The sequence below is a fragment of the Shinella sp. M31 genome (assembly GCF_049199205.1).
GTDB lineage: Bacteria > Pseudomonadota > Alphaproteobacteria > Rhizobiales > Rhizobiaceae > Shinella.
The window spans coordinates 1-24,715 of sequence record NZ_JBLZPH010000039.1; the positions used below are offsets into that span (position 1 = coordinate 1).

The 24,715-nt window shown below is 64.2% G+C and carries 24 protein-coding genes; 12 read left to right on the top strand and 12 right to left on the bottom strand.

Annotation, left to right across the window (positions count from 1 at the left end; genetic code table 11):
- The 6 genes from ACOZKU_RS05705 to ACOZKU_RS05730 form a co-directional block, all read right to left on the bottom strand.
- The coding region (locus ACOZKU_RS05705; protein WP_421578037.1) for an ABC transporter ATP-binding protein at positions 1 to 412 on the bottom strand (412 nt) is incomplete at its 3' end.
- An 11-nt stretch (positions 413 to 423) separates the two neighbouring features.
- A complete protein-coding gene (locus tag ACOZKU_RS05710; RefSeq protein ID WP_421578038.1) occupies positions 424 to 1,476 on the bottom strand; it encodes a Gfo/Idh/MocA family protein in 1,053 nt (350 codons plus the stop codon).
- A gap of 8 nt (positions 1,477 to 1,484) precedes the next feature.
- Complete coding sequence (locus tag ACOZKU_RS05715) at positions 1,485 to 2,324, bottom strand: carbohydrate ABC transporter permease (protein WP_314084900.1); 840 nt, start codon at positions 2,322 to 2,324, stop codon at positions 1,485 to 1,487.
- A gap of 15 nt (positions 2,325 to 2,339) precedes the next feature.
- Positions 2,340 to 3,293, bottom strand: a complete 954-nt coding sequence (locus ACOZKU_RS05720) for a sugar ABC transporter permease (protein WP_314084902.1) — start codon at positions 3,291 to 3,293, stop codon at positions 2,340 to 2,342.
- Positions 3,294 to 3,578: 285 nt separating this feature from the next.
- The gene (locus ACOZKU_RS05725) at positions 3,579 to 4,838 is read right to left on the bottom strand and encodes an ABC transporter substrate-binding protein (RefSeq protein ID WP_117366510.1); all 1,260 of its coding nucleotides are present in this window, start codon (positions 4,836 to 4,838) and stop codon (positions 3,579 to 3,581) included.
- A gap of 45 nt (positions 4,839 to 4,883) precedes the next feature.
- On the bottom strand, positions 4,884 to 5,777 hold the full coding sequence (locus ACOZKU_RS05730) for an N-acetylmuramic acid 6-phosphate etherase (RefSeq protein ID WP_421578039.1): 894 nt from the start codon (positions 5,775 to 5,777) through the stop codon (positions 4,884 to 4,886).
- 197 nt (positions 5,778 to 5,974) lie between these two features.
- Between ACOZKU_RS05730 and ACOZKU_RS05735 the strand changes: the two genes are divergently transcribed.
- The 7 genes from ACOZKU_RS05735 to ACOZKU_RS05765 all read left to right on the top strand — a co-directional run bounded on the left by ACOZKU_RS05735 (position 5,975) and on the right by ACOZKU_RS05765 (position 12,289).
- Complete coding sequence (locus tag ACOZKU_RS05735) at positions 5,975 to 6,862, top strand: N-acetylglucosamine kinase (protein ID WP_314084906.1); 888 nt, start codon at positions 5,975 to 5,977, stop codon at positions 6,860 to 6,862.
- A complete protein-coding gene (locus tag ACOZKU_RS05740; RefSeq protein ID WP_117366512.1) occupies positions 6,859 to 7,623 on the top strand; it encodes a GntR family transcriptional regulator in 765 nt (254 codons plus the stop codon). The genes ACOZKU_RS05735 and ACOZKU_RS05740 overlap by 4 nt, the downstream gene beginning before the upstream one ends.
- A 20-nt stretch (positions 7,624 to 7,643) precedes the next feature.
- Positions 7,644 to 8,666, top strand: coding sequence for an SIS domain-containing protein (locus ACOZKU_RS05745; protein WP_421578040.1), 1,023 nt, complete (start codon positions 7,644 to 7,646; stop codon positions 8,664 to 8,666).
- The gene (gene nagA, locus ACOZKU_RS05750) at positions 8,663 to 9,823 is read left to right on the top strand and encodes an N-acetylglucosamine-6-phosphate deacetylase (RefSeq protein ID WP_421578041.1); all 1,161 of its coding nucleotides are present in this window, start codon (positions 8,663 to 8,665) and stop codon (positions 9,821 to 9,823) included. Before ACOZKU_RS05745 ends, nagA begins: the two co-directional genes overlap by 4 nt.
- 75 nt (positions 9,824 to 9,898) lie before the next feature.
- Positions 9,899 to 10,954: a dipeptidase gene (locus ACOZKU_RS05755; RefSeq protein ID WP_421578042.1), complete on the top strand. Its 1,056-nt coding sequence runs from the start codon at positions 9,899 to 9,901 to the stop codon at positions 10,952 to 10,954.
- Positions 10,955 to 10,973: 19 nt separating this feature from the next.
- Positions 10,974 to 11,720 carry a copper homeostasis protein CutC gene (locus ACOZKU_RS05760; RefSeq protein ID WP_421578043.1) on the top strand — a complete coding sequence of 249 codons (747 nt, stop codon included), beginning with the start codon at positions 10,974 to 10,976 and terminating at the stop codon, positions 11,718 to 11,720.
- A 116-nt stretch (positions 11,721 to 11,836) separates the two neighbouring features.
- Positions 11,837 to 12,289 (top strand): CreA family protein, encoded by a 453-nt coding sequence (locus ACOZKU_RS05765; protein ID WP_421578063.1) that lies wholly within the window; start codon positions 11,837 to 11,839, stop codon positions 12,287 to 12,289.
- 76 nt (positions 12,290 to 12,365) lie between these two features.
- Here ACOZKU_RS05765 and ACOZKU_RS05770 read toward each other — a convergent pair whose 3' ends face one another.
- On the bottom strand, positions 12,366 to 12,830 hold the full coding sequence (locus tag ACOZKU_RS05770) for a chemotaxis protein CheW (RefSeq protein WP_117366518.1): 465 nt from the start codon (positions 12,828 to 12,830) through the stop codon (positions 12,366 to 12,368).
- A 2-nt stretch (positions 12,831 to 12,832) separates the two neighbouring features.
- Positions 12,833 to 14,806, bottom strand: a complete 1,974-nt coding sequence (locus ACOZKU_RS05775) for a methyl-accepting chemotaxis protein (protein WP_421578044.1) — start codon at positions 14,804 to 14,806, stop codon at positions 12,833 to 12,835.
- A gap of 287 nt (positions 14,807 to 15,093) precedes the next feature.
- Here ACOZKU_RS05775 and ACOZKU_RS05780 point away from each other — a divergent pair, with 287 nt between their 5' ends.
- The 4 genes from ACOZKU_RS05780 to ACOZKU_RS05795 all read left to right on the top strand — a co-directional run bounded on the left by ACOZKU_RS05780 (position 15,094) and on the right by ACOZKU_RS05795 (position 19,272).
- A complete protein-coding gene (locus ACOZKU_RS05780) occupies positions 15,094 to 15,252 on the top strand; it encodes a hypothetical protein (RefSeq protein ID WP_421578045.1) in 159 nt (52 codons plus the stop codon).
- Positions 15,253 to 15,360: 108 nt separating this feature from the next.
- Positions 15,361 to 15,960 carry an SCO family protein gene (locus tag ACOZKU_RS05785; protein ID WP_421578046.1) on the top strand — a complete coding sequence of 200 codons (600 nt, stop codon included), beginning with the start codon at positions 15,361 to 15,363 and terminating at the stop codon, positions 15,958 to 15,960.
- 68 nt (positions 15,961 to 16,028) lie between these two features.
- Positions 16,029 to 16,907 (top strand): 50S ribosomal protein L11 methyltransferase, encoded by an 879-nt coding sequence (locus ACOZKU_RS05790; protein ID WP_421578047.1) that lies wholly within the window; start codon positions 16,029 to 16,031, stop codon positions 16,905 to 16,907.
- 529 nt (positions 16,908 to 17,436) lie between these two features.
- The gene (locus tag ACOZKU_RS05795; protein ID WP_421578048.1) at positions 17,437 to 19,272 is read left to right on the top strand and encodes an aminopeptidase P family protein; all 1,836 of its coding nucleotides are present in this window, start codon (positions 17,437 to 17,439) and stop codon (positions 19,270 to 19,272) included.
- Here ACOZKU_RS05795 and ACOZKU_RS05800 read toward each other — a convergent pair.
- The 4 genes from ACOZKU_RS05800 to panC all read right to left on the bottom strand — a co-directional run bounded on the left by ACOZKU_RS05800 (position 19,262) and on the right by panC (position 22,312).
- Positions 19,262 to 19,573, bottom strand: a complete 312-nt coding sequence (locus tag ACOZKU_RS05800) for an AzlD family protein (protein ID WP_421578064.1) — start codon at positions 19,571 to 19,573, stop codon at positions 19,262 to 19,264. The two genes, ACOZKU_RS05795 and ACOZKU_RS05800, sit on opposite strands and share 11 nt — an antisense overlap.
- A 2-nt stretch (positions 19,574 to 19,575) precedes the next feature.
- Positions 19,576 to 20,307, bottom strand: a complete 732-nt coding sequence (locus ACOZKU_RS05805) for an AzlC family ABC transporter permease (RefSeq protein ID WP_314084939.1) — start codon at positions 20,305 to 20,307, stop codon at positions 19,576 to 19,578.
- Positions 20,308 to 20,622: 315 nt separating this feature from the next.
- Complete coding sequence (gene panB / locus ACOZKU_RS05810; RefSeq protein ID WP_421578049.1) at positions 20,623 to 21,447, bottom strand: 3-methyl-2-oxobutanoate hydroxymethyltransferase; 825 nt, start codon at positions 21,445 to 21,447, stop codon at positions 20,623 to 20,625.
- A gap of 1 nt (position 21,448) precedes the next feature.
- A complete protein-coding gene (gene panC, locus ACOZKU_RS05815; protein ID WP_421578050.1) occupies positions 21,449 to 22,312 on the bottom strand; it encodes a pantoate--beta-alanine ligase in 864 nt (287 codons plus the stop codon).
- A gap of 283 nt (positions 22,313 to 22,595) precedes the next feature.
- Here panC and ACOZKU_RS05820 point away from each other — a divergent pair, with 283 nt between their 5' ends.
- Entirely contained in the window at positions 22,596 to 24,647 is a 2,052-nt protein-coding gene (locus ACOZKU_RS05820) for a DEAD/DEAH box helicase (protein ID WP_421578051.1), read from the top strand.
- Positions 24,648 to 24,715 lie beyond the last annotated feature (68 nt).

Genomic DNA, 24,715 nt, shown 5'->3' on the forward strand with positions numbered 1-24,715 from the left:
GGCCGCCCGACAGTTCCGCCGGGCGGCGGCCGAGATATTTTTCAAGCGACAGCATCGCCGAGGCCTTGGCGACGCGCTTCTCGATCTCCTCCTTCGGCGCGCCGGCCTGCTTGAGGCCGAGGCCCATATTGTCCTTCACGCTCAGGTGCGGATAAAGCGCGTAGGACTGGAACACCATGGCGATGCCGCGCTTGGCCGGCGGCACGGTCACGACCTCAGCGCCGTCGATGGTGATCGAACCGGACGTCGCGTCCTCGAGGCCGGCGATGATGCGCAGCAGCGTGGACTTGCCGCAGCCCGAGGGGCCGACGAAGATGACGAATTCGCCGTCCTTCACGTCAAGGTCGATGCCCTTGATGACATCGACGTTGCCGAAGGACTTGCGTACGGATTTGAGTTGAAGAGAGCCCATCCGAATTCCCCTTAAAGCTTGACCGTTTGACCGGTTCTGACACTTTCATCGGCTGCGAGGCAGATCCTGAGCGACTGCACCGCGTCGTCCATGTGCCGCGTAAGATCGATGTCTTCGCGAATGGCCTTCAGCACGAAGGCCTGCTCCCGGTCGCAGAGCTCCTGGTGGCCGGGTTCGCCCGCCATCTTGAGGTCCTCGTCCGGCGACAGGAACTTGCCGTCCGGGCCGGTGGCTGCATTGTGGACGCGGATCACCGCGGTCTTGGTGTGCGTGTCGATATCGTCGGACTTGGCGTTCGGATCCATGACGATGGAGACCGAACCGTTCGGCGACATGACGTCCTTCACGAAGAAGGCGGTTTCCGAGATCATCGGCCCCCAGCCCGCCTCGTACCAACCGAGCGAACCGTCGTCGAACAGCACCTGGAGATGGCCGTAGTTGTACATGTCCGGCTTGATCTCGTTCGACAGACGAAGCCCCATGCCGCGCACCTCGACGGGCTTGGCATCGGTGATCTGGCACATCACGTCGACATAGTGCACGCCGCAGTCGACGATCGGCGGCGTCGTGTCCATCAGCGCCTTGTGGGTCGCCCAGGTCGGGCCGCTGGACTGCTGGTTCAGATTCATGCGGAACACGTAGGGACCGCCCAGCTTGCGGGCTTCCTCGATGAGACGGATCCACGAGGGATGGTGGCGCAGGATGTAACCAACGACCAGCTTGCGGCCGTTCGCCTTGGCGCAGGCCACCACCCGTTCGGCGTCGGCGACCGTGGTCGCCAGCGGCTTTTCGAGGAAGACATGCGAACCGGCTTCGAGGGCTGCGATCGCATAGTCGGCGTGGCTGTCCGAATAGGTGCTGATCGAGCAGAGTTCCGGCTTGAACTCATGGAGCGCATCGAGGAACGACGGATGGATCTCGTAGCCTTCCAGCCCGGCCGGAACCGGAACCTTGGAGCGGTTGACGAGACCGACGATCTCGTAGCCGGGGTTTTCGTGATAGGCGAGCGCATGGCTGCGGCCCATATTGCCGAGGCCGGCGGAAAGAACGCGAATGGGGGTCATAACTGAACTCACTTGACTGCTCCGGAGGTGATGCCGCGGATCAACTGCCGCGAGAAGACGAGATAGAGGACGAGAACGGGGAAGATCGCCAGCGACAGGGCTGCGAGCACCGCGTTCCAGTTGGTGACGAACTGGCCGATGAAAATCTGCGAGCCCAGCGTCACCGTCTTGGTCGCCTCGCTCGGCGCCAGGATCAGCGGGAACCACAGGTCGTTCCAGATCGGGATCATCGTGAACACCGCGACCGTCGCCATGGCCGGCCGCACCAGCGGCAGGACGAGGCGGAAGAAGATCGCGTATTCCGAGAGGCCATCGATGCGCCCGGCATTCTTGAGGTCGTCGGAAACGGTCCGCATGAATTCCGAGAGAATGAAGACGGCAAGCGGGATGCCCTGCGCGGTATAGACGAGGATCAGCGCCGTCAGCGTGTTGACGAGACCTGTCGCCACCATGCCCTGAAGGATCGCCACCGTGCCGAGACGGATCGGGATCATGATGCCGATAGCAAGGTAGAGCCCCATCAGCGTGTTGCCGCGGAAACGGTATTCGGAGAGCGCGAAGGCCGCCATCGCGCCGAACAGCAGCACCAGTGCGATGGCAGCCACCGTCACGATGAAGCTGTTCTGGAAGTAGGTCGCAAAGTCGCCCTGTCCCAGCACCGTATAGTAGCCGACGAGATCGAAGGTCTTCGGGCTCGGCAGCTGCATCGGGTTGCGGAAGATCGCGTTGCGATCCTTCATCGAGTTGATGAGCGTCAGGAACACCGGAAAGACCGAGATGATCGCATAGCTGATCAGCGCCAGATGAACGAGGGACGAGCGGGTGAGAGAAGCGCGTGCTTTAGACATGGTTTGCCCTCCCGATCAGAACTGGTAGCGACGCATGCGCCGCTGGATGACGAAGAGATAAAGCGAGACGCCGGCGAGGATGATGAGGAACATCACCGTCGCGATCGTCGCGCCCATCGAGCGGTCGCCGAGCTGGAGCTGGAAGCCGAAGAAGGTGCGGTAGAGCAGCGTGCCGAGGATATCCGTCGAACCATCAGGCCCGGCCAGCGCGCCCTGCACGGTATAGACCAGATCGAAGGCGTTGAAGTTGCCGACGAAAGTCAGGATCGAGATGATGCCGATGGCGGGCAGGATGAGCGGCAGCTTGATCTTCCAGAACTGGCTCCAGCCCGTGACGCCGTCGCATTCGGCCGCCTCGATGACCTCTTCGGGAATGTTGAGGAGGGCGGCATAGATCAGCATCATGGGAATGCCGACATATTGCCAGACCGAGATCAGCGACACGGCGATGAGGGCAGAGCCGGGCTTGCCGAGCCAGGGCGAAAACAGCGACTTCAGGCCGACCATATCCAGAAGGAAGGGCGAGACGCCCCAGATCGGCGAGAGGATGAGCTTCCAGATGAAGCCGACAATCACGAAGGAGAGCAGCGTCGGCAGGAAGATCGCCGTGCGGTAGAACGAGGCGAAGCGCAGCTTCGGCAGCGAGAGCATCGCGGCAAGCGCGACCCCCATCGGGTTCTGCACCAGCATGTGGATCACGAAGAAGATGAAATTGTTCTTCAGCGCGTTCCAGAAATCATGCGCCCAGCGTTCGTCGCCGAACAGGACCTTGAAGTTGCCCAGACCCACGAAGGTCGACTGGCCGTCCACGGTGTTGAACAGCGACAGACGCAGCGTCTCGATGAGCGGCAGGATCATGACCGCCGAATAGACGATGAAAGCCGGCAGCAGGAAGACGACAATATGCCAGCGCGTCGGGCGTTTGATGATCGGTCCTGTTGCATCATGGGTAGAAGGTGTGTTGCTCATGGCCCAGCCTGCCCCTCCGTTTGTTGTCGTTAAATCCACATGCGCGAACGCCCTGCGCGGCAGCGTCCGCCGCACATGACAAAGTCAGCATACACATTAGTGACGGGGCCGCGCCCCGAATTTGCCCTTCGGCACCCTCTGTCCACCAGGACGAAGAGGAACAAGGCAGACGCCGGACGGTTCGAGCCGCGCCGCCTTGAATTCCTCCCCCCGAATTTTACGGGGGGAGGATCGGCGCGAGGAATAACCGCGCCTCAAGCAGAAGTCAGCAGCTGGAAACCGGGCTTACTTGGCCGGCTTGTACCAGCTGTCGAGGCCCTTCTGGAGCTTCTCGCCAGCCTGCTCCGGCGTATCCGTGCCGTTGATGACGTTGGCCGATTCCGTCCAGGTCTCATTTTCGAGGTTCGGCGTACCGCGCGACAGGATCTGGTAGGTCGAGCGGATCGTCGGCTTGCACTTTTCACGCCAGGAGACGAATTCCTGCGCCAGCGGGTCGGCCATCTTCACGGCCGTCGAGTTCAGGCTGAAGAAGCCCGGCAGCGAGTTGGCGTAGATGTCGGCGAATTCAGGCGAAGCGACGAAGGTCAGGAACTTCTTGGCAGCTTCCGGGTTCGCACCCTTGGCATTCAGACCAACGCCGATGTCGTTGTGGTCCGAGATGTAGCAGGTGTCGCCGGCATTCTTGACCGGCGGCGGGAAGGCGCCCATCTTGAACTGGGCCTGCGTGTTGAACAGGCCGATTTCCCACGAGCCGGCCGGATAGATGGCGGCGCGGCCGAGCGTGAAGAGGTTCTGGCTGTCCGGATAGGTCTGGGCTTCGAAACCGTCGCCGAGATAGTCCTTCCATTTGGCGAGAACGCGGTAGGGCTCGACCCAGGCGTCGTCGGTCAGCTTCTGCTCGCCCTTGATGAGAGCGGCGCGGCCTTCTTCACCCTTCCAGTAGGTCGGGCCGATGTTCTGGTAGCCCATGGTCGCGGCTTCCCAGAGGTCCTTCGTGCCCATGGCCATCGGGATGTAGCTGCCTTCGGCCTTGATCTTGTCGAGGGCGGCGAAAAATTCGGCTTCCGTCGTCGGGACAGAGATGCCGAGCGTGTCGAAGGCATCCTTGTTGTAGATGAAGCCGTGAATGACCGAAGCCATCGGTACGCAGAACGTCGTCGCGCCGTCGTCCGTCGTCCAGGCGGACTTGGCGACCGGCGAGAAGTTCTCCATGCCCGGCAGATCGTTCAGGCTGGCCAGGTGACCCTTCTTGAAGAGTTCCAGCGAGGCGTCGAACGGACGGCAGGTGATGAGGTCACCGGCAGAACCGGCGTCCAGCTTAGCGTTCAGCGCGGCGTTGTATTCGGTCGGCGCGGTCGGCGCGAAGACGACCTTGATGCCGGGGTTCTTGGCTTCGAAGGCCGGGATGATCTTTTCCTGCCAGATGGCGAGGTCGTCGTTGCGCCAGCTTTCGACGGTCAGCGTGACGTCGGCCGCCTGGGCAAACCCGGCCGTGCCGAGGATGCTCGTGGCGAGCAGCAGACCCTTGATTGCGTTGCGTGTCATTGCATTCTCCCCTTTTATGCGCCGCAGCGCGTTTTGAGACTTGAATTATCCGAGAGCCTTGAGGGCACGCCGGAGACTTTGCCCCGACCGGGCGAGCGCCGCCTTCGCGGCACCGGCATCCGGAACCCCCGCAGCCAAAAGCACGGCTTCCTTGACCGAGCCTTCGGAGCGCGTGAGAAGGCGTTCCGCCTCGTCGAGACCGACACCGGAAATGTCGGAGACGATGCGGCAGGCACGCCCTTTCAATTTGATATTGTCGGCCTTGAGATTGACCATGTGGCCGTCATGCACATGGCCGAGCAGGATGCCGGTGAGCGTGGAAAACATGTTGAAGGCGATCTTCTGCGCCGTGCCGGCGCCCATGCGCGTCGAGCCGGAAATCACTTCCGGCGGCGTCTGCAAAAGGATCGAGACGTCGGCACCGTCAAACAGCGCGGCACCCGGATTGTTGGCCATCGCCACTACCTTGGCGCTCTGCTCTTTCGCATAGGCCGCAATGGCCAGCGCATAGGGCGTGCTGCCGCTGGCCGAAACGGCGATGACGCAGTCTTTGGCGTCGATTTTTGCCGTTTCGGCATCGCCGATGGCAAGCGCACGGTCGTCCTCATAGCCGCCCGCCAGATCTTCCAGGCTCGCGGCACCGCCGGCAAGCAGGATGACGATACGGTCGCGGGCAATGCCGTAGGTACCGGGAAGCTCGAGCGCGTCGGCCATGGCCATCAGGCCGGAGCTGCCGGCGCCGACATAAACGAGGCGGCCACCGGAAAGCAGCGCGTCGGCGGCAAGACGGGCGGCGGCAGCGATATCGGCCAGCGCACCGTCGATCACGGCGGCCGCGGCCTTCTGGCCGTCCGCAAGCACTTTCAGCGCGTCGATAGGCTGACGTTCGTCCAGCCCCTGCGCCTGATCGTGCCTGCCTTCTGTCCTGCCTGCAGCCATCATCCGTTCTCCTCTGGCCCAAATTAATGCCAAAAAAATACCAATTGTCCATAGGAAATTAATTTCTGAGACCACTTTTTTGCAGTCAATTATTTTTATTATTTAAAATCAATAATTTATCGAAAAGCTCATGTTCGATACCACCATACCCCTTGGTTAATGGTATTTTTTTGGTATCGTTGTGCTCGGAGGTGCCCATGACGGATTACATTCTCGGTATCGACGGTGGGGGAACGAGTTGCCGTGCGGCGGTCGCAAGACCGGACGGCTTCATTCTGGGTCGCGGCAAGAGCGGTGCGGCCAATATCCTGACCGACCCCAACAATGCCATCATCTCCATCACGGAGGCCGCCAAGGCCGCGTGCCGCGACGCTGGGCTCGACGAAGCCGACGTCAATGGCGCCTCGGCCTTTCTCGGCCTTGCCGGCACCAATGTCGGCGATCTCACGCGCTACGTGCATGACCGCCTGCCCTTCCGCCACACTGCCATCGACTCCGACGGCCTGATCGCCCTTCAGGGCGCGATCGGCGACGAGGACGGCGCGGTCGCGATCCTCGGCACCGGCTCCATCTATATGGGACGCAAGGACGGCACCATCAGCTATATCGGCGGCTGGGGCTTTACGGTCGGCGATCTCGGCGGCGGCGCGCGGCTTGGCCATGCGCTCCTCCAGGAAGCGCTGCTCGCCTTCGACGGCGTGCATCCGCGCACGCCCGTCACCGATGCGATCATCGACGAGTTCAAGAACGACCCGCGCGGCATCGTCGAGTTCGCCCGCCTGTCCAAACCCGGCGATTTCGGCCGTTTCGCCCCCCTGTTGTTCGATCATGCCAGAGAGGGCGACGCGCAGGCGATCGCCATCGTCAAGACGGGGGCGGCCGCCGTCAACGAATCGCTCGACGCCATCATGGCGCTGGCCGGCGCACCGCGCCTCTGCCTGCTCGGCGGGCTGGCGCCGCTCTATCCGCAATGGCTTTCGGAAAAGCACCGTTCGATCCTGATCGAGGCAGAAGCCGATGCGCTGACGGGCGCCGTGGCGCTGGCCGCCAAGGGCTATAGAGAGCGGCAGGGAGCGGCGGCATGAGCACCTCCCTTTCCGCAATCCTCACTCCGGAAAGCCTGCAATCGGGCGTACCCGGCCCGCTTTACCTGAAACTGCGCCAGACGCTGGAAGAGGCCATTACCTCCGGCAAGCTGAACTATGGCGACGCCCTGCCGGCCGAGCGCGATCTTGCCGACCACGCTCAGGTCAGCCGCGTCACCGTGCGCAAGGCCGTCGACGATCTCGTCAAAGACGGCCTTTTGATCCGCCGCCACGGCTCCGGCACCTTCGTCGCCAAGCCGGTTTCCAAGGTGCAGCAGTCGCTCTCCCGCCTCACCTCCTTTACTGAGGACATGGCGCGGCGCGGCCTGACCACCCGCGCGGAATGGCTCGATCGCGGCCTGTTCCACCCCTCGCCGGACGAGATGATGATGCTCGGCCTGCCGGCCGATGCGCTGGTCGCCCGGCTCGGCCGCCTGCGCGTCGCCGACGACATGCCGCTCGCCATCGAGCGCGCCTGCATTTCCGCCGAATTCCTGCCGGACCCAATGCAGGTCCAGGGATCGCTCTACGCGGCGCTGGAAAAACACGGCTGCCGCCCTGTGCGCGCCGTGCAGCGCATCTCCGCCTACAACATGAAAGATCCGGATGCCTCGGTGCTGGGCGTGCCGCCCGGCTCGGCCGGGCTTTCCATCGAGCGTGTCTCCTATCTTCGCACCGGCCGGGTGGTCGAATTCACCCGCTCCATCTATCGCGGCGACGCTTATGACTTCGTCGCCGAACTGACATTGTCCGAGACGTGATCAATCGCAAAGGGAATTCCATGCAGACCAACATGCGCCGAGAAATCAACGAGATACCCGAGGCGGCAGCCCGCGTCCTGGCGAATTCCGCAAATGCGATCACGGCCGCCGGCAAGGCGCTGCGGGAACGCGATCCGCAATTCTTCGTCACCGTCGCCCGTGGCTCCTCCGACCACGCCGCCCTCTTCCTGAAATATGCGATCGAACTCACCGCCGGCCGGCCCGTCGCCTCGCTCGGCCCCTCGCTTGCCTCGATCTACGGCGCCAAGCTGAAGCTCGCTGGCGGCGCGGCGATTGCGATCTCGCAGTCCGGCAAGAGCCCCGACATCGTGGCCATGGCCGAGGGCGCCACGAAGGGCGGCGCCATCTCGATTGCGCTAACCAACACGCTGCCCTCGCCGCTGGCCGACGCCTGCTCCTATTCGCTCGACCTGTCGGCCGGCCCGGAACTCAGCGTCGCCGCGACGAAATCCTACGTGAACTCCATCGTTGCCGGCTTGGCGGTGCTTGCCGAATGGACCGGCGACGCCGATCTCGACTACGCCGTGAAGGGCCTGCCCGAACAGTTCGCCAAGGCCGTCGCCCTCGACTGGTCCGATCTGGCCGGCGATCTCAAGGATGCGCAGTCGCTCTACGTGCTCGGCCGCGGCCCCGGCCTTGCCATTGCCAGCGAAGCGGCGCTGAAGTTCAAGGAAACCTCCGGCATGCACGCCGAGGCCTACTCCTCGGCCGAAGTGCTGCATGGCCCGGTCGCCCTCGTCGGCCCATCCTTCCCGGTCATCGCGCTTGCCGCCCGTGACGCGGCGGAAGCCTCCGTCACCGGCATGGCCGACAGCCTGGCCGACCGAGGCGCCTATGCCTGCGTCACCGCTTCCGACGGGAAAAGCGCGCGCAAATTGCCTTTCGTCGCCACCGGCCATCCGATCACCGATGCGCTGGCGCTCATCGTGCCGTTCTACGGCTTCGTCGAGGCCTGGTCGCGCGGCAAGGGCCTCGATCCCGACAAGCCGGTCAACCTCAAGAAAGTGACGGAAACCCGATGACAGCGCTCACCGCCATTACCGGCGCCCGCATTTTCGACGGCGATCTCTGGCACGACCACAGCGCGCTCCTCATCGAGGACGGCAAGGTCGCCGCCGTCGCGGCCCGCCGCGACGTGCCGGCCGACGCCCGGACGGTGCCAATGGACGGGCTGTCGCTCGTCCCCGGCTTCATCGACCTGCAGGTGAATGGCGGTGGCGGCGTGCTGCTCAACGAGCGGCCCGATCTCGAAGGCATCCGCACCATCTGCGCCGCACACGCCCGCTTCGGCACGACGGGCCTGCTGCCGACGCTGATCACCGACAATGTCGAGGTGACGACCAGAACGATTGCCGCCGGCCTTGCCGCCGAAGCGGCAAAGGTTCCCGGCTTCCTCGGCCTGCATCTCGAAGGCCCGCATCTCTCCATCGCCCGCAAGGGCGCGCATGACCCGGCGCTCATCCGCCCGATGGAACAGGCCGATCTCGACCGCACCATCGCCGCCCGCAAGGGATTGACGGCGCTGCTGATGACGCTTGCGCCGGAAAACGCGACAAACGCGCAGATCGCCGCCCTCCACGCCGCGGGCGTGACCGTCAGCCTCGGTCATTCCGATTGCAGCTACAAGACGGCCGCCGGTGCCGTCGAAGCCGGCGCGCGCATGATGACCCATCTCTTCAACGCCATGAGCCCGCTCGGCCATCGCGAACCCGGCATGGTGGGTGCCGCCCTCGATGTGGGCCGTCTCGATGCCGGCCTGATCGCCGACGGCTTCCATGTCGATCCGGCCTCCATCCGCGTGGCGCTGCGCGCCAAGCGCGGCCCCGGCCGCATCTTCCTCGTCACCGATGCCATGTCGACCATCGGCACCGACATGACGAGCTTCTTCCTCAACGGCCGCGAAATCTTTCGCGAGGGCGGCCGTCTGACGCTCGCGGACGGCACGCTCGCCGGAGCCGATATCGATATGGCCTCCTGCATCCGCTATATGCGCGATCACGTCGGCATCGATCTGGAAGAAGCCCTGCGCATGGCCGCGCTCTATCCCGCCGAAGCGATCGGCCTGACCGGCCGCAAGGGTCGCCTGACCCACGGCCACGACGCGGATTTCGCGGTCATCGACGGTGACGTCAATGTCGTGTCCACGTGGATCGCCGGAACGCCGGTCTTCGCCGCCTGACGGGTGAACCGCCGTGGTCCTTGCGGCCTGCGGCGGAATCGGTTCTACCCGTCGCAAGCAAGCATGGAGCGGCATATGCAATTGATCTTCGACGGCCACAACGACGTTCTCCTGCGCCTGTGGGAACATGCCAAAAAGGGCGCGGACCCGATCGCCGAATTCGTCGATGGCACGGACAAGGGCCATATCGACGCCCCACGCGCCAAAAAGGGCGGCCTTGCCGGCGGCTTCTGCGCCATGTTCATTCCGCCGAACGAAGACTATCCGCCACGCGAGGTCGACGGGAACGGCCATTACAACATCCACATGGTCGGCCCGCTGGAACAGCCCGCAGCCCTTCACACCGCGCTTGAAATGGCCGCAATCGCCTTCCGCCTGGAGCGGGCCGGCGCGCTGTCGATCTGCCGCTCCACCGCCGATATCCGCGCCGCCTTCGCGGCCGGTCGTTTCGCCGCGATCCTGCACATCGAGGGTTGCGAGCCGATCGCCGAAGACCTCTCGACGCTCGAAACGCTCTATGCCGCCGGCCTGCGCTCGCTCGGCCCGGTCTGGAGCCGCCACAATGCCTTCGGCCATGGCGTGCCCTTCGCCTATCCCTCCTCGCCCGACACCGCACCCGGCCTGACGGAAGCCGGCGTCGAACTTGTCAAGGAATGCGACCATCTCGGTATCATGGTCGATCTCGCCCATATCACCGAACAGGGCTTCTGGGATGTCGCGCGCGTCAGCACGGCGCCGCTCGTCGCCACCCATTCCAACGCCCATGCGCTGACGCCGATCTCGCGCAACCTGACAGACCGCCAGCTCGACGCGATCCGCGAGCGCAAGGGCATTGCCGGCCTCAACTACGCCACGACGATGCTGCGCGCCGACGGCATGGAGAATGCCGACACGCCGCTCTCCGACATGGTGCGCCACATCGACTACATGGTGAAACGCATGGGCATCGACTGCGTGGCGCTCGGCTCGGATTTCGACGGCGCGACCATTCCTGCCGCCATCGGCGATGCCGCCGGCAACCAGGCGCTGGTCGAGGCGCTGCGGTCGGCCGGCTATGGCGAAGACGACCTTGCGAAACTCTGCCGCGAAAACTGGCTGCGGCTCCTGAAAACCGTCTGGCACGAAGCCTGACCAACCTACGGATCACTGCATGACCAAGCCCCTCATCGAACTCTGCGTCGAAGGCATCGACGGCTTCCTCGCCGCTCAGGAAGCCGGCGCCGACCGTGTGGAACTCTGCGCAAGTCTGGTCGAGGGCGGCCTAACGCCGAGCCTTGCGACGATCCGCGCCGCGGTGAAGGCAGCGAAAATCCCCGTCCATATCATCATCCGCCCGCGCGGCGGCGATTTCCTCTATTCGGAGACGGAATTCGAAACGATGATCGAGGACATCAAAGCACTGCGCAGCGAGGGTGTTGCCGGCGTCGTCATCGGCTGCCTGACGCCGGATGGCCGCATCGACGAGGCGCGCACGACGGCGCTGGTCGAGGCCGCCCGCCCGATGTCCGTCACCTGCCACCGCGCCTTCGACATGACGGAAAACGCCCACGAGGCGCTGGAAGCGCTCATCCGCTGCGGCGTCAACCGCGTGCTGACATCAGGCCAGCGCGATACGGCGATGGAAGGCATCGCCATCCTCAAGGCCGCCGTCGAGCAGGCCGCCGACCGCATCGTCATCATGGGCTGCGGGGCGCTCGACGTGGACAATATCCGCACCGTGCGCGACGCGACCGGCCTGGTGGAAATGCATTTCGCCGCGCTGACCACCGTGCCGAGCGGCATGGTCTTCCGCAATCCGCATGTCGGCATGGGCGGCACGGAAAAGGACCGGGAATACGAACTGACGCTGACCGACGGGCAAGCCGTCCGCGCTACCATCGCGGCGGCAAAATCTTAAATTCAGGTCTTGCAAGCGGCGGGCGGGCGTCCTTACGTTTAAGGCGAACAAGGAGACCCGCCATGTCGCTTACGACTTTCGTCCCCTCGCCGCTCCGCACGGCCGTCGCCGCCGGCATGCTGGCTCTCGCCGCCCTGCCCGCCGCCGCCGAAACCGTCGGCAAGGTCGGTGTCGACTGGATCGGCAACGATATCTATATCGACGCGGTCACCGACCCCGAAGTGACCGGCGTCACCTGCCATGTCACCTATTTCGACCGCTCGGTCATCGACCGCCTCAAGAAGGGCAACTGGTTCGAGGATCCGTCGAACAATGCCATTTCCTGCCAGCAGACCGGCCCGATCAGCATCGGCGACATCGATCTGGGCAAGGGCGGCGAAGAGGTCTTCAAGTCAGGCCTGTCGTTGATCTGGAAGTCGCTTATCGTCACGCGTATCTACGACAAGAAGAACGACACGCTGATCTATCTCGCCCATTCGCGCGAACTGACCGAGGGATCGGCCAAGATGTCGATCTCCACCGTGCCGCTTTACGGCCAGACCGTGACCTGGAAGAACGGCAAGCCGTAACGCTTACAAACGCGCGAAGGCACCCGGCCGGAAACCGGCCAGGTGCTTCATAACCCGAGATCCTTCCCTGCCGCGATCAGGCGGCCTGGGCGAGTTCGTCGGCGATGACGGTGTCGAGGTTGAGGAAGCAGACCATCGACTTCTCAAGCGCCACAATGCCGCGGCAGAAGGCGCGCTGTGCTTCCGGAATGATTTCCGGCGCCGGCTGCAGAGCCTCGCTCTTGATGGTCATCATGTCGGAAACCTGCTCGACCAGCAGGCCGACCAGCTTGCCGGCAATGTCGGTGACGATGATCGCCGAGCGCTCGGACGGTTCCGTCATCTTCATGCCGAGGCGGCAGGCCATGTCGATAACCGGGATCACGGCACCGCGCAGGTTGATGAGGCCAAGCACATAGGGCGGCGTATGCGGCATCGGCGTCACGGGCGCCCAGCCGCGGATTTCGCGGATGGCCATGATGTCGATACAGAATTCCTGTTCTCCGAGATGAAAGGAGACGATTTCGAGATAGGCGCCGGACTGCTTGATGGCGTTGGACATTTTCAAAACTCTTCCCAGTTCTCTGCGGCGGTCTGGGCATTGCCCCTGACCGCTGCACTGCTGCTGAAAGCCCCGGCAACCTTGGAGACAAGGTTTCTTGCCGGAGACGGGGCGGGACGGGAGGCGGCCGAAACCGCCCTCGGGCTACCGACGGAGGCGCGCACGCCTTCGTGGATCTGGAACTGGCCGACAAGGCGCGTGAGGTTTTCCGCGTCCTGCGCCAGCGTATGGCTTGCCGCATTGGTCTCCTCGACCATCGCGGCGTTCTGCTGCGTCACCTGGTCCATCTGGTTGACGGCGACGTTGATTTCCTGAAGGCCGGCCGCCTGCTCGCGGGCAGCGGTGACGATGGAGGCCATGTGCTCGTGGATGCGCAGCACGTCGCCGCCGATGCGGCCGAGCGATTCGCCCGTTGCCTGCACGAGGCGCGAACCGGTCTTCACCTCGTCCGACGAGCGGGTGACCAGGCTCTTGATATCCTTGGCGGCACCGGCGGCGCGCTGCGCGAGTTCGCGCACTTCCTGTGCTACGACCGCAAAGCCCTTGCCGGCTTCCCCGGCGCGAGCCGCCTCGACGCCGGCATTGAGTGCTAGGAGATTGGTCTGGAAGGCGATCTCGTCGATGACGTTGATGATCTTGCCGATCTCGCTGGAGGCGCCTTCGATGCGGTCCATCGCCGCCATGGCATCGCTGACGATGCGTTCGGATTCCACCGCGCTCGCCTTGGTCGAATCGACCATGCGGCCGGCTTCCTCGGCGCGCGCGGTCGCCGTGCGCACCGTGGTCATGATCTCGTCGAGCGCGGCCGACGTCTCTTCGAGCGAGGCGGCCTGCTGCTCGGTCCGGCGGGCGAGATCGTCGGCGGCAGCGCGCATCTGGCCGCTGTTCGACTGGATGGAACCGGTATTGTCCTTCACGTCGGCCATGACGTTGCGCAGGCGCTCGACGGTGCCGTTGAAGTCGATGCGCAGCTGTTCGAGGTCGTCGCGGAAGGGTTCGAGAATGGCAACGCTGAGATCGCCTTCGGACAGGCGCGTCAGGCCGCGGCCAAGCGCCTCGACGGCGGCATTGACCTGCCGCTCATCCTCACGGGCGATGGCTTCTCGGCCGTGCCGTTCGGTTTCGATGCGCGAGCGTGTCTCCTCGCTCGCCTGTTCAAGCCCGCGCTTTTCGACGGCGGCAAGACGAAAGGCTTCGGCCGAACGAGCCATATCCCCGATCTCGTCACCGCGTTCCGTGGCGGCGACGGCCGTGTTGAGATCGCCGGAGAGAATGCGCTGCATGCTGTCACGCACCGCGAAAATGCCGCGGCGAAGCATGTTGCCGTGATAGACGATCATGCCGAGCAGCGTGCCCATGCCGAGAAGGCCGATGACGATCTGATAAAACATCGACTGCCCGGAGGCGCGCTGCGCATCGTTGACGCGCGTTTCCAAGAGCGCCGAGCCCTCTTCGGCCAAGGCGCCGAGGGCTGCCGTCATGCGTTTTCCGCCGGCATCGACGGCATCGTCAAGCGACGAAAACGCCTCCATCGGAGCGCCGGACTCGATCATCGTCTTGAGATCGACGGCAATGGCCTTTTCCATCATCTGCAAATCGCCGTCGAAGGTTTCGAGCAGCGTCGGCTTGCCGATTTCGGCGGCGAGCCTCCGGGCCGAGGCCGTGCCATCCTTCAAGGTCTTCAGCGATTTCGCGATGATGTCCACCCGCTCCGGCTGGATGACCTTCTCGTCGCGGTCGATGATGCTGTCCATCGCCACGAGCACGAGATCGACATTGGCAAGCCGCATGGCGCCGACGGTATCGACCTCTTTTTGAATATTGACGGCCGCCTCGGAGGCGGCGCCGATCGTCGCATTGCCGTACCAGCCGGCGGCGAGCATCGTGCCGAAGCCGAGGAACGCAGCGGCGCCGAGCGTCGCGAGACGGGAATTGACGGAAAGGGTCCGGCCTTTCACTGCACTTATCTGAGACATGATGCGGTTCGCCCGAGCCACGGCCCTCGCCATGGCATCCCTTGGATCCTGGGTGAAATACGCTGCTCGCCGTCTCCCCCGGTCGGGCGGACATCATGCCCGATGAGCCGATTGCGGCCCTTGTGCGTAATCCGGACCGTGACAAAGGAAGATTAAACAATGCCTAAGGAACCCGTCCTGAAACTTGCATTTTAGCAAAATTCGATAAATTCCCTCGGTTAGGATACCGCACGTTGCGGAAAGCCGGTGCGGTTCCAAAACCTGCCGTTTCATGCTATCGTGACGACATGAGTAAGACCGCCCGCCGCTATACCGTCCTGCCAGCTGCGCTCATCGCGCTCGGCCTCGGCGTCATGGCCGCCACCGCCGCCTTTGCCGGCTGGATGGAGCACGGCACGGCGATCTTCCTCAGCCTTGCCGAATCCGGCATGTCCTGGTGCTTCTGATCACATTTGCGCGAGACCGCCCGGGATTGCCCTTGCGGCATTTGGCGCCTTTGCGTGTGGTGCTGCGAGAGATTATGACATCGGCAGATATTCACCCGAAGGACCGCCATGAAGACCCTGCGCCTCGTACTCTGGATCGCCGTTGCCCTCGTCGCCGCGCTGCTCGGCTGGCTGACGCTGGAGGCGACGCGCACGAAGGACGAGGTCTCCGGCGGACCGTTCGGCGTGCCCTTCACGCTCGTCGCGCAGGACGGCAAGCCGATCACCGAAAAGGCCTTTACCGGCAAGCCGACCGCCCTGTTCTTCGGCTTCACCCATTGCCCGGAAGTCTGCCCGACGACGCTGTTCGAAATGAACGGCTGGCTCACCAAGGTCGACCCCGACGGCTCCAAGCTGCAGGCCTATTTCGTCACCGTCGACCCGGAGCGCGATACGCCCGAGCTGATCGGCCAATATGTGAGCAATGTCTCCCAGCGCATCACCGGCATTTCCGGCCCGGCCGACAAGGTCCTGGAGATGGTCAAGGGCTTTCGCGTCTATTACCGCAAGGTGCCGCTCGACGAGAAAAAGCCCGACGGCGACTACACGATGGATCATACAGCCTCCGTCTTCCTGCTTGATTCCACGGGCCGCTTCGTCGGAACGATCGCCTATGGCGAGAACCCCGACACCGCCGAGCAGAAGCTCGCCAACCTGATCAAGCGATAAGCGCAATCCGCCTTTGCCTCGGCTTTCGGACATGCTAGGCGAACCCTGAGACAACAGGGACCCCGGCCGTGAGCGAAATCCGCCTCTACATCAACACAACCGAGAAGCGCGCCGATATCGCGCTCTCGCTGATGACCGACGCCTTCGAGGAAGAAGGCTACGCCATCGCGACGATGGAGATCGACGAGAAGAACGACATCTGGGAAGCTTCCGTCTACATGTTCCGTGTCGATGAAGACGAGATCGCCGAACGCTTCGCCGCCCTGCTGGCCGAGGATTTCCCGGACGCCGAGATCAAGCGCGAGGAGCTGCCGGATATCGACTGGATCGCCAAGTCGCTCGAAGGCCTGAAGCCCGTACGCGCCGGCCGCTTCGTCGTGCATGGCTCGCATGACCGCGGCACCGCCCGCCCGGGCGAAATCGCAATCGAAATCGATGCCGGCCAGGCCTTCGGCACCGGCCATCACGGAACGACGGCCGGTTGCCTGGAGGTGATCAACAGTGTCATGCGGTCTCGCAGAGTCAAGCGCGTGCTTGACCTTGGGACAGGCAGCGGCGTGCTCGCCATCGCCGCGCGCAAGCTTTCGCCCGCCCGGGTGCTGGCGACCGATATCGACCCGATCGCCACGCGTGTGGCCCGCGAAAACGTCCGCATCAACGGCATCGCCTCGGGCATCGCGCTGGAAACAGCGCCGGGCTTCCACTCCACCGCCTTCGGCCGCTACGGTCCCTTCGATCTCATCATCGCCAATATTTTGGCCCGCCCGCTGATGCGCATGGCGCCGCAGCTGGCCGCACAGCTCACGCCGGGCGGCGACGTCATCCTGTCGGGCATCCTCGCCTCGCAGCGCTGGAAGGTGCTGGCCGCCTATAACGGCGCCGGCCTCAGCCATGTGCGCACCATCTGGCGCGAAGGTTGGGTGACGATCCATCTCGCCAAGCGTTGAGCCCGCTTTGCGTAATCCCGGTTCGGGACCGGGATTACGCAGCGGAATGACGTGGAGTCATCGTGGAAAAGAAAAAGGCGGTGCCAGAGGCACCGCCTATGGGCCGGCAAGCCGACCTGTCCGCGAGCTTGAGGAGGAGGAGTGCTCAAGCGGACCTATGTGTTCCGAACGCCTTCCCGGAGGAGGGAGGAGGAGTGACCAGAAAGACGCCTGATCGGAACACCTAGTCTTTCGCCTTTCGGCGTTTCATGCACGATACGAAGGACTGGAGGAAGTTTCGCTTCGTTTCGTTTGAAGCGCGTTTCAAGTTCGCTTCGTTGGCGCTGCTTATAATCGATTCAGAAATTCACAAAAGCGCCGATGTGGCATGGGTGCCATGCACGAGATGCATAAGTCCAATATGAGACCTCTTGGGACCACCTGACAGCTGCTTCCGCGCTGATCGTCACCGGCTTGACGCGCGCCTTTGACGCGCCCCCGCGATGGGCTAGATTGCCGCCACGATTCATCGCCTGAGCGGAAGCATCCTATGTTCCAGAGTTTCGACGCCACCTCCACGCCCCAGTTCGGCCGCGAACGGGCCGATGCGCTGCGCGCCTCCTTCGATGCGCTCGGCATCGACGGCTTTCTCGTGCCGCGCGCCGATGAATATCAGGGCGAATATGTGCCGGCCTCGGCGGAGCGACTGTCCTGGCTGACGGGCTTTACCGGCTCGGCGGGCATGGCGCTCGTCATGCGGGGCCAGGCCGTCGTCTTCGTCGACGGCCGCTATGTCACGCAGCTCGCTGAACAGGTGGATGGCAGCGTCTATACCGGCGGCGATCTCGTCGGAGAACCGCCGCATCTCTGGCTGCAGAACCACGGCCCCAAGGGCTTCCGCCTCGGCATCGATCCGTGGCTGCACACGGCCGCCGAAGTGCGCCGGCTGGAAAAGGCGCTCGCCACGCTCGGCGGCAGTCTCGTCTTCCTGCCCTATAACCCGCTCGACAAGGCCTGGACGAACCGTCCCGCCGAACCGCTCGGCCGCGTCACCATCCAGGCCATCGACCATGCCGGTGAACTCGCCAAGGACAAGCTGGTCAAAATGGCGGAGGCGACGGCGAAGGCCGGCGCGGATGCTCTCGCCGTCACCGACCCGTCCTCCATCGCGTGGATCTTCAACATCCGCGGCAGCGACGTGCCGCACACGCCGCATCCGCTGGCCCGCGCCATCATCCCGGCAGATGGCCGCCCCTTGCTCTTCCTCGACAAACGCAAGACCGGCATCGAGCCCGAGGCCTATCTCACCCAGCTCGCCGATCTCCTGCCGCCGTCGGATTTCGACATCCGCATCGCCGCCCTCGCCGCCGAAGGCAAATGCATCCTGATCGATCCGGACCAGGCGCCCTTCGCGCTCGGCGAGATCGTTCGCAGCAAAGGCGGCACGCTGGTAGAGGCCGCCGACCCGGCCCGCCTGCCCCGCGCCTGCAAGAACAGCGTCGAGCTGCAAGGTTCCGCCCGCGCCCATCTTCAGGATGGCGCCGCGATGGTGGAATTCCTCGCCTGGCTCGACGGCACGACGCCGGGCAGCCAGACGGAAATCAGCGTCACGAAAAAGCTGGAAGAGGTGCGCCGCAGCGTCGGCGAGCGCCAGCAAAACCCACTGAAGGACGTCTCCTTCGATTCGATTGCCGGTGCCGGTGCCCACGCCGCCATCATGCATTACCGCGTGACGACCGACACGGATGCCGTAATCGAGCCCGGCACGATGTTTCTCATCGATTCCGGCGCGCAATATATCAACGGCACGACCGACATCACCCGTACGGTCGCCATTGGTGCGGTGCCGGAGGAGCAGAAGCGCTTCTTCACGCTGGTGCTGAAGGGCATGATCGCCATCAGCCTCGCCCGCTTCCCCAAGGGCACGCGCGGCTGCGATCTCGATCCGCTCGCCCGCATCGCGCTCTGGAAGGCCGGCGCCGATTTCGCTCATGGCACCGGCCATGGCGTCGGCTCCTATCTCTCGGTGCATGAGGGGCCGCAGCGCATCTCGCGGCTTTCGACGCAGGAGCTGCTGCCCGGCATGATCCTCTCGAACGAACCGGGCTACTACCGCCCCGGCGCCTTCGGCATCCGTATCGAGAACCTCGTGCATGTCCTGCCGGCGGCGGCCGTCGCGGGCGGCGATATCGATATGCTCGGCTTCGAAACGCTGACCTTCTGCCCGATCGATCGCCGCCTCATCCTGGCAAACCTGCTGACGGACGAGGAACTGACCTGGCTCAACGCCTATCACGCCGAGACCAACGAAAAGATCGCACCGCTCCTTTCGGACGACGCGACCAAGTCGTGGCTTACGAAAGCGACGGCTCCGATTAGCCGATGACGTGACGCAGCAGCATCACCACGACCCAGCCGACGGCCAGCATCGGCAGGAGTTTCAGGCGCAGCCCCACGAGAAAGGCGACCGCCATGGTGACGCTGACGTCCCAGCCGCCCGTGACGGCGGCCGGCGCGACCAGCGTGGTCAAGACGGCCGCCGGAACGGCGTTCAGCGCCGCTTCGGCGCGCGGCGGAATGCGCTTCATGCGCGTGATGAAGACATAGCCGCCGACACGCGTGAGGTAGGTCGCGATAGCGCCGGCAGCGATGATCAGCAGCGTTTGCATGTGGAACATGTTTTCCATGCTCATGCCTCCCCTTCCGCGACCGTTCCGACAGGCGTTTCGTCTTCCTTGTCGAGCGGCAGCAGGGCCGCGACGGCAACACCGGCCAGCGCGCCGAGGCTGACATGCCAGGGCGAGCCGACGAAATGCATCGCAAGCACCGAGCCTACGCCGGAGGCGAGCACGACCGGCAGCCAGTTCGCCCGGCTGCGGAAGCCCATCACCAAACCCATGAAATAGACCGGCAGCAGCACGTCGATGCCGATCGCCCTGGGATCGCCGATCAGATTGCCGAGCAGGCCGCCGACGACCGTCAGGCAAAGCCACGGCACATAGACGCTGAAGCCCAGCACCATCAGCCAGAGATAGCTGACGCGAATGCCGGCATCCGCCCGCCGCTCGGTTTCGGCGAATTGCGGGTCGGTCAGCAGGAACAGCGAGGTCGCCTTCTGCCAGAAGGTCAGGTGGCGGATATGCGGGGCGATGGCCGCCGAATAGAGCACGTGGCGGAAGTTGACCGCGAAGATCGAGAGCACGACGAGCCACGGCGCAACATGATGATTGAACAGCTCGACGCCGACCAGCTGGCTGGCGCCGGCATAAAGCGTCGCGCTCATCAGGGTCGCTTCGGCAACGGTCAGGCCATTGTCGATGGAAACGGCGCCGAACAGCACGGCAAACGGCGATGCCGCAATGGCAACCGCGATGCCACGCCGAAAGGCGTCGCGGATTTCTTCTTTTGTATCGGGGGTCATGGGTCTGCTCTATCCTGGATAGGCAAGCCATAGAGCAGGCACGATCCACCCGCAAACCAATATGGCTGATGAACCATTCAGCGTCATTGATCAATGACTACACGGCATCGACCGCTGCTGATCAATGATCCGGCCGAAGCGGTGATGTACCGGATAGCCCCTCACCCTAACCCTCTCCCCGCAAGCAGGGAGAGGGGACGCGCCTTACGGTCCCGGAGGACTGCACAACGGTGCACGTGTCCCTTCTCCCCGCCTGCGGGGAGAAGGTGACGGCAGCCGGATGAGGGGCGAGGCCACAAGCAGCGGCGCCGACGATCAGGCCTTCTTAAGCTGGAACGTGTGCTCCGGCGCCGGAAAACTGCGGGCCTTCACCTCTTCCGCATAGGTCGCGAAAGCCTCGCTCATCACGGGCGCCAGGTTGGCGAAATGCTTGACGAAACGCGGCTTGAAATCGGTGAAGATGCCGAGAACGTCGTCGACCACCAACACCTGGCCGTCGCACGCCGGTGAAGCGCCGATGCCGATGGTCGGCGCCTTGACCTTGCCGGTGATTTCGCGCGCCAGCGGCTCGACCGTGCCCTCGATGACGATGGCGAACGCGCCGGCATCGTCGATGGCGGCGGCGTCCCTGCGGATTTTTTCGACTTCCTTGTCGTTGCGGCCGAGCGAGCGGTAGCCGCCCGTCGTATTGATAAGCTGCGGCATCAGGCCGACATGACCGAGCACGGGAATGCCGCGCTGCGTCAGGAAATCGACCGTCTCGGCCATTTCCGCCCCGCCCTCGAGCTTGATCGCCGAACAGCCGGTCTCCTTCAGCACGCGGGCGGCCGTCGCGAAGGCCTGCTCCTTGGACTGTTGGTAGGAGCCGAACGGCAGGTCGACGACGACGCAGGCATTGGAAGAGCCGCGCATGACGGCCTGGCCGTGCGCGATCATCATCTCCAGCGTCACGCCGACGGTGGAATCCAGCCCGTAAAGCACCATGCCGAGACTGTCGCCGACCAGCATGAAATCGACATGCGGGTCCATCAGCTTGGCGACTGGCGTCGTATAGGCGGTGAGGCTGACGATGGGGCGTTCGCCCTTCAGGGCCTTGATGTCGGACGGGGCCAGACGGCGCTTTGCGGTGTGTACGCTCATGTCACGCGACCTTCTTCTTTGGGCTCAGCACCCGGTTATCGAGGAGCTTCGTGCTTCCGAAGCGCACAAAAAGCAACAAAAGGACCGGCCTGCCGCCGACCGTATCGATCTCGGCCAGCGTTTCCGGATCCCTGACGGCGACGACCTCGGGCTTGGCCAGAGGTTCCGTGCGGATGAAGGCGATGACGCCCGCTTCCAGCTTTTTCGCATCGGTCTCGCCGGCCGCAACCAGCCGTTCGGCCTCCTCCAGCGCGCGCGGCACGATGGCGGCGGCAGCGCGCTCTTCCGGCGAGAGATAGACATTGCGCGACGAACAGGCGAGGCCATCGGCCTCGCGCACCGTTGGCACGCCGATCACTTCGACGGGCTGGGCAAGATCGGCAACCATGCGGCGGATGATGGTGAGTTGCTGGAAATCCTTCTCGCCGAAATAGGCGCGGTCAGGACCGGCAATGTTGAAAAGCTTGGTCACGACCGTCGCGACACCGGCGAAATGGCCGGGGCGCACGGAGCCCTCAAGCTCCGCACCGAGCTTCGGCACATCCACCACGGTCTCCATCGGCCGCGGATACATGTCCGCGACGCCGGGCGCGAAAAGGTAGTGCACGCCCTCGGCCTCCAGCATCGCCTGGTCGCGGGCGAGATCGCGCGGATAGCGCGCAAGATCCTCGTTCTGGCCGAATTGCAGCGGATTGACGAAAATGGTGGCGACGACGATGTCGTTGTCGGCGCGGGCGCGGCGCGCAAGCTCCATATGACCGACATGAAGATAGCCCATGGTGGGCACGAGGCCGATCGAGCGGCCATCGAGCCGATGCGGCGCCAGAGCGGCGCGCAAATCCGCGATGGTGGTGAACGTCTTCATCGGCGGCTCCTCCTTGCTCTCGCCCTCTCCCGTGGGCGACACCATCCCACGCAGCCTCTGCGGACCGCTTTCAGGGGGCGCCGTTTTCTATCTTGTGCAGCGCAAAAAGACAATCGGGAAAGACTTTTGGCAGCCATCGCTTAACCCGCTGGGCAGCTTTGCGTTTTTGCGCACTGTACATTTTGGCCAAGGCGCAGTAGAGAGCGCGCAACACGCCCGTCATTCATGGGCTTGCGAGTGCGACGCCAGATCGTCGCTGAACCCGAATTCCGAAAGACCCCATATGACGAATTTTGACAGCCTCGCTCCGGCGATGGCAAAGGCGTTGGAAAAACGCGGCTACACCACTTTGACGCCGGTGCAGATCGCCGTCTCCGACCCCAAGATCAGCGATGCCGACGCGCTGGTTTCCGCGCAGACCGGCTCCGGCAAGACCGTCGCCTTCGGCCTGGCGCTGGCACCGACACTGCTTTCCGGCGAAGAGCGTTTCGACCGTGCGGGAAGCCCGCTTGCCCTCGTCATCGCCCCGACGCGCGAACTGGCCATGCAGGTCAAGCGCGAGCTGGAATGGCTCTATGAGATGACCGGCGCCGTCATCGGCTCCTGCGTCGGCGGCATGGACGTGCGCAACGAGCGCCGGGCGCTGGAACGCGGTGCCCACATTATCGTCGGCACGCCCGGCCGCCTGCGCGACCACATCACGCGCGGCAATCTCGATCTCTCCGCCATCCGCGCCGTCGTGCTCGACGAGGCCGACGAGATGCTCGACCTCGGCTTCCGCGAAGACCTCGAATTCATCCTCGAAGCCGCCCCGGAAGACCGCCGCACGCTGATGTTCTCGGCCACCGTGCCGAAGGAAATCGCAGCCCTTGCAAAGAACTACCAGCGCGATGCCATGCGCATCTCGACGGCAGCCGAACGCGAGCAGCATGTCGATATCGAATACCGCGCGCTGCTCTGCACGCCCTCGGACCGCGAGAACGCCATCATCAACACGCTGCGCTTCTACGATGCGCAGAATGCGATCGTCTTCTGCTCGACGCGCGCCGCCGTGAACCACCTGACCGCCCGCTTCAACAATCGCGGCTTCTCGGTCGTGGCTCTGTCAGGCGAACTCAGCCAGAACGAACGCACCCACGCGCTGCAGGCCATGCGCGACGGCCGCGCCCGCGTCTGCATCGCGACAGACGTAGCGGCTCGCGGCATCGACCTGCCGAATCTCGAGCTCGTCGTGCATGCCGACCTGCCAACCAACCCGGATACGCTGCTGCACCGTTCCGGCCGCACCGGCCGCGCCGGCCGCAAGGGTGTGAGCGCCCTCATCGTGCCGCTTAGCGCCCGCCGCAAGGCCGAGCGCCTGCTCCAGATCGCCAATCTCAAGGCCAACTGGGCGACCCCGCCGTCCGCCGAAGAGATTCTCCGCCGCGACGACGAGCGCCTGCTCGCCGATGCGACGCTGACCGAAAAGATCGGCGAAGACGAGATCGAGACGATCGACGCGCTGGTCGAAAAATTCGATGCGCGCCAGCTCGCCGCCGCCGTCGCACGCTATTTCAAGGCCGGCCGTTCCGCACCGGAAGACCTGATCGAGGTCTCGCTCGAACAGCGCAAGCCGCGCGAACGTGGCAACGACGCCATCCCGGCTGAGACCAAGCGCCCGCGCGACAGCTTTGCGCGTAGCACCTGGATTTCCGTCTCGGTGGGCCGCAAGCAGCGCGCCGAGCCGCGCTGGCTGATCCCGATGCTCTGCCGCAACGGCAACATCACCAAGAACGAGATCGGCGCCATCAAGATGCAGCCGGAGGAGACTTTCATCGAGCTTTCCGCCGATGCCTCCGACGGTTTCATGGGCGCGCTTGGCCCCAACAGCATGCTGGAGCGCGGCATCCGCGTGACGGTGCTGGAAGGCATGCCGGACCTGACCCCGCAGTTCTACGAGCGGACACCCGGCGAAAAGACCCAGCGCTACGACAAGCCGGTGCGCAACGAAGAGCGCCGCACCGACTGGAAGCCGCGCGGTGACTTCGACAAGAAGCCCGGCTTCGCCAAGAAGAAGGACTTCGACAAGAATCGTGAGTTCGACAAGCCCGAAGGTGCGAGCGCCAAGCCGCATTGGAAGGACCGCAACGACACTGCGGACAAGAAGCGCGACTTCGACAAGCCGGAAGGCGCGGCAGCCAAGCCGCACTGGAAGGATCGCAACGACGGCCCGGCCAAGAAGCCCGGCAAGCCCTTCGGTGAAGCCAAGCCTTTCAAGGGCAAGCGCGACGAAAAGTTCGCCAAGCCGGAGGGCGGCCCGAAGAAGCCGAAGCCCAAGAAGTTCGACCGCCCCTAAGCGGTTGGCGGCGCGGAACTTTTTGCTCCGCGCCGCATTTTCCCCGCGCTTGTGCGAGGGGTATTGCG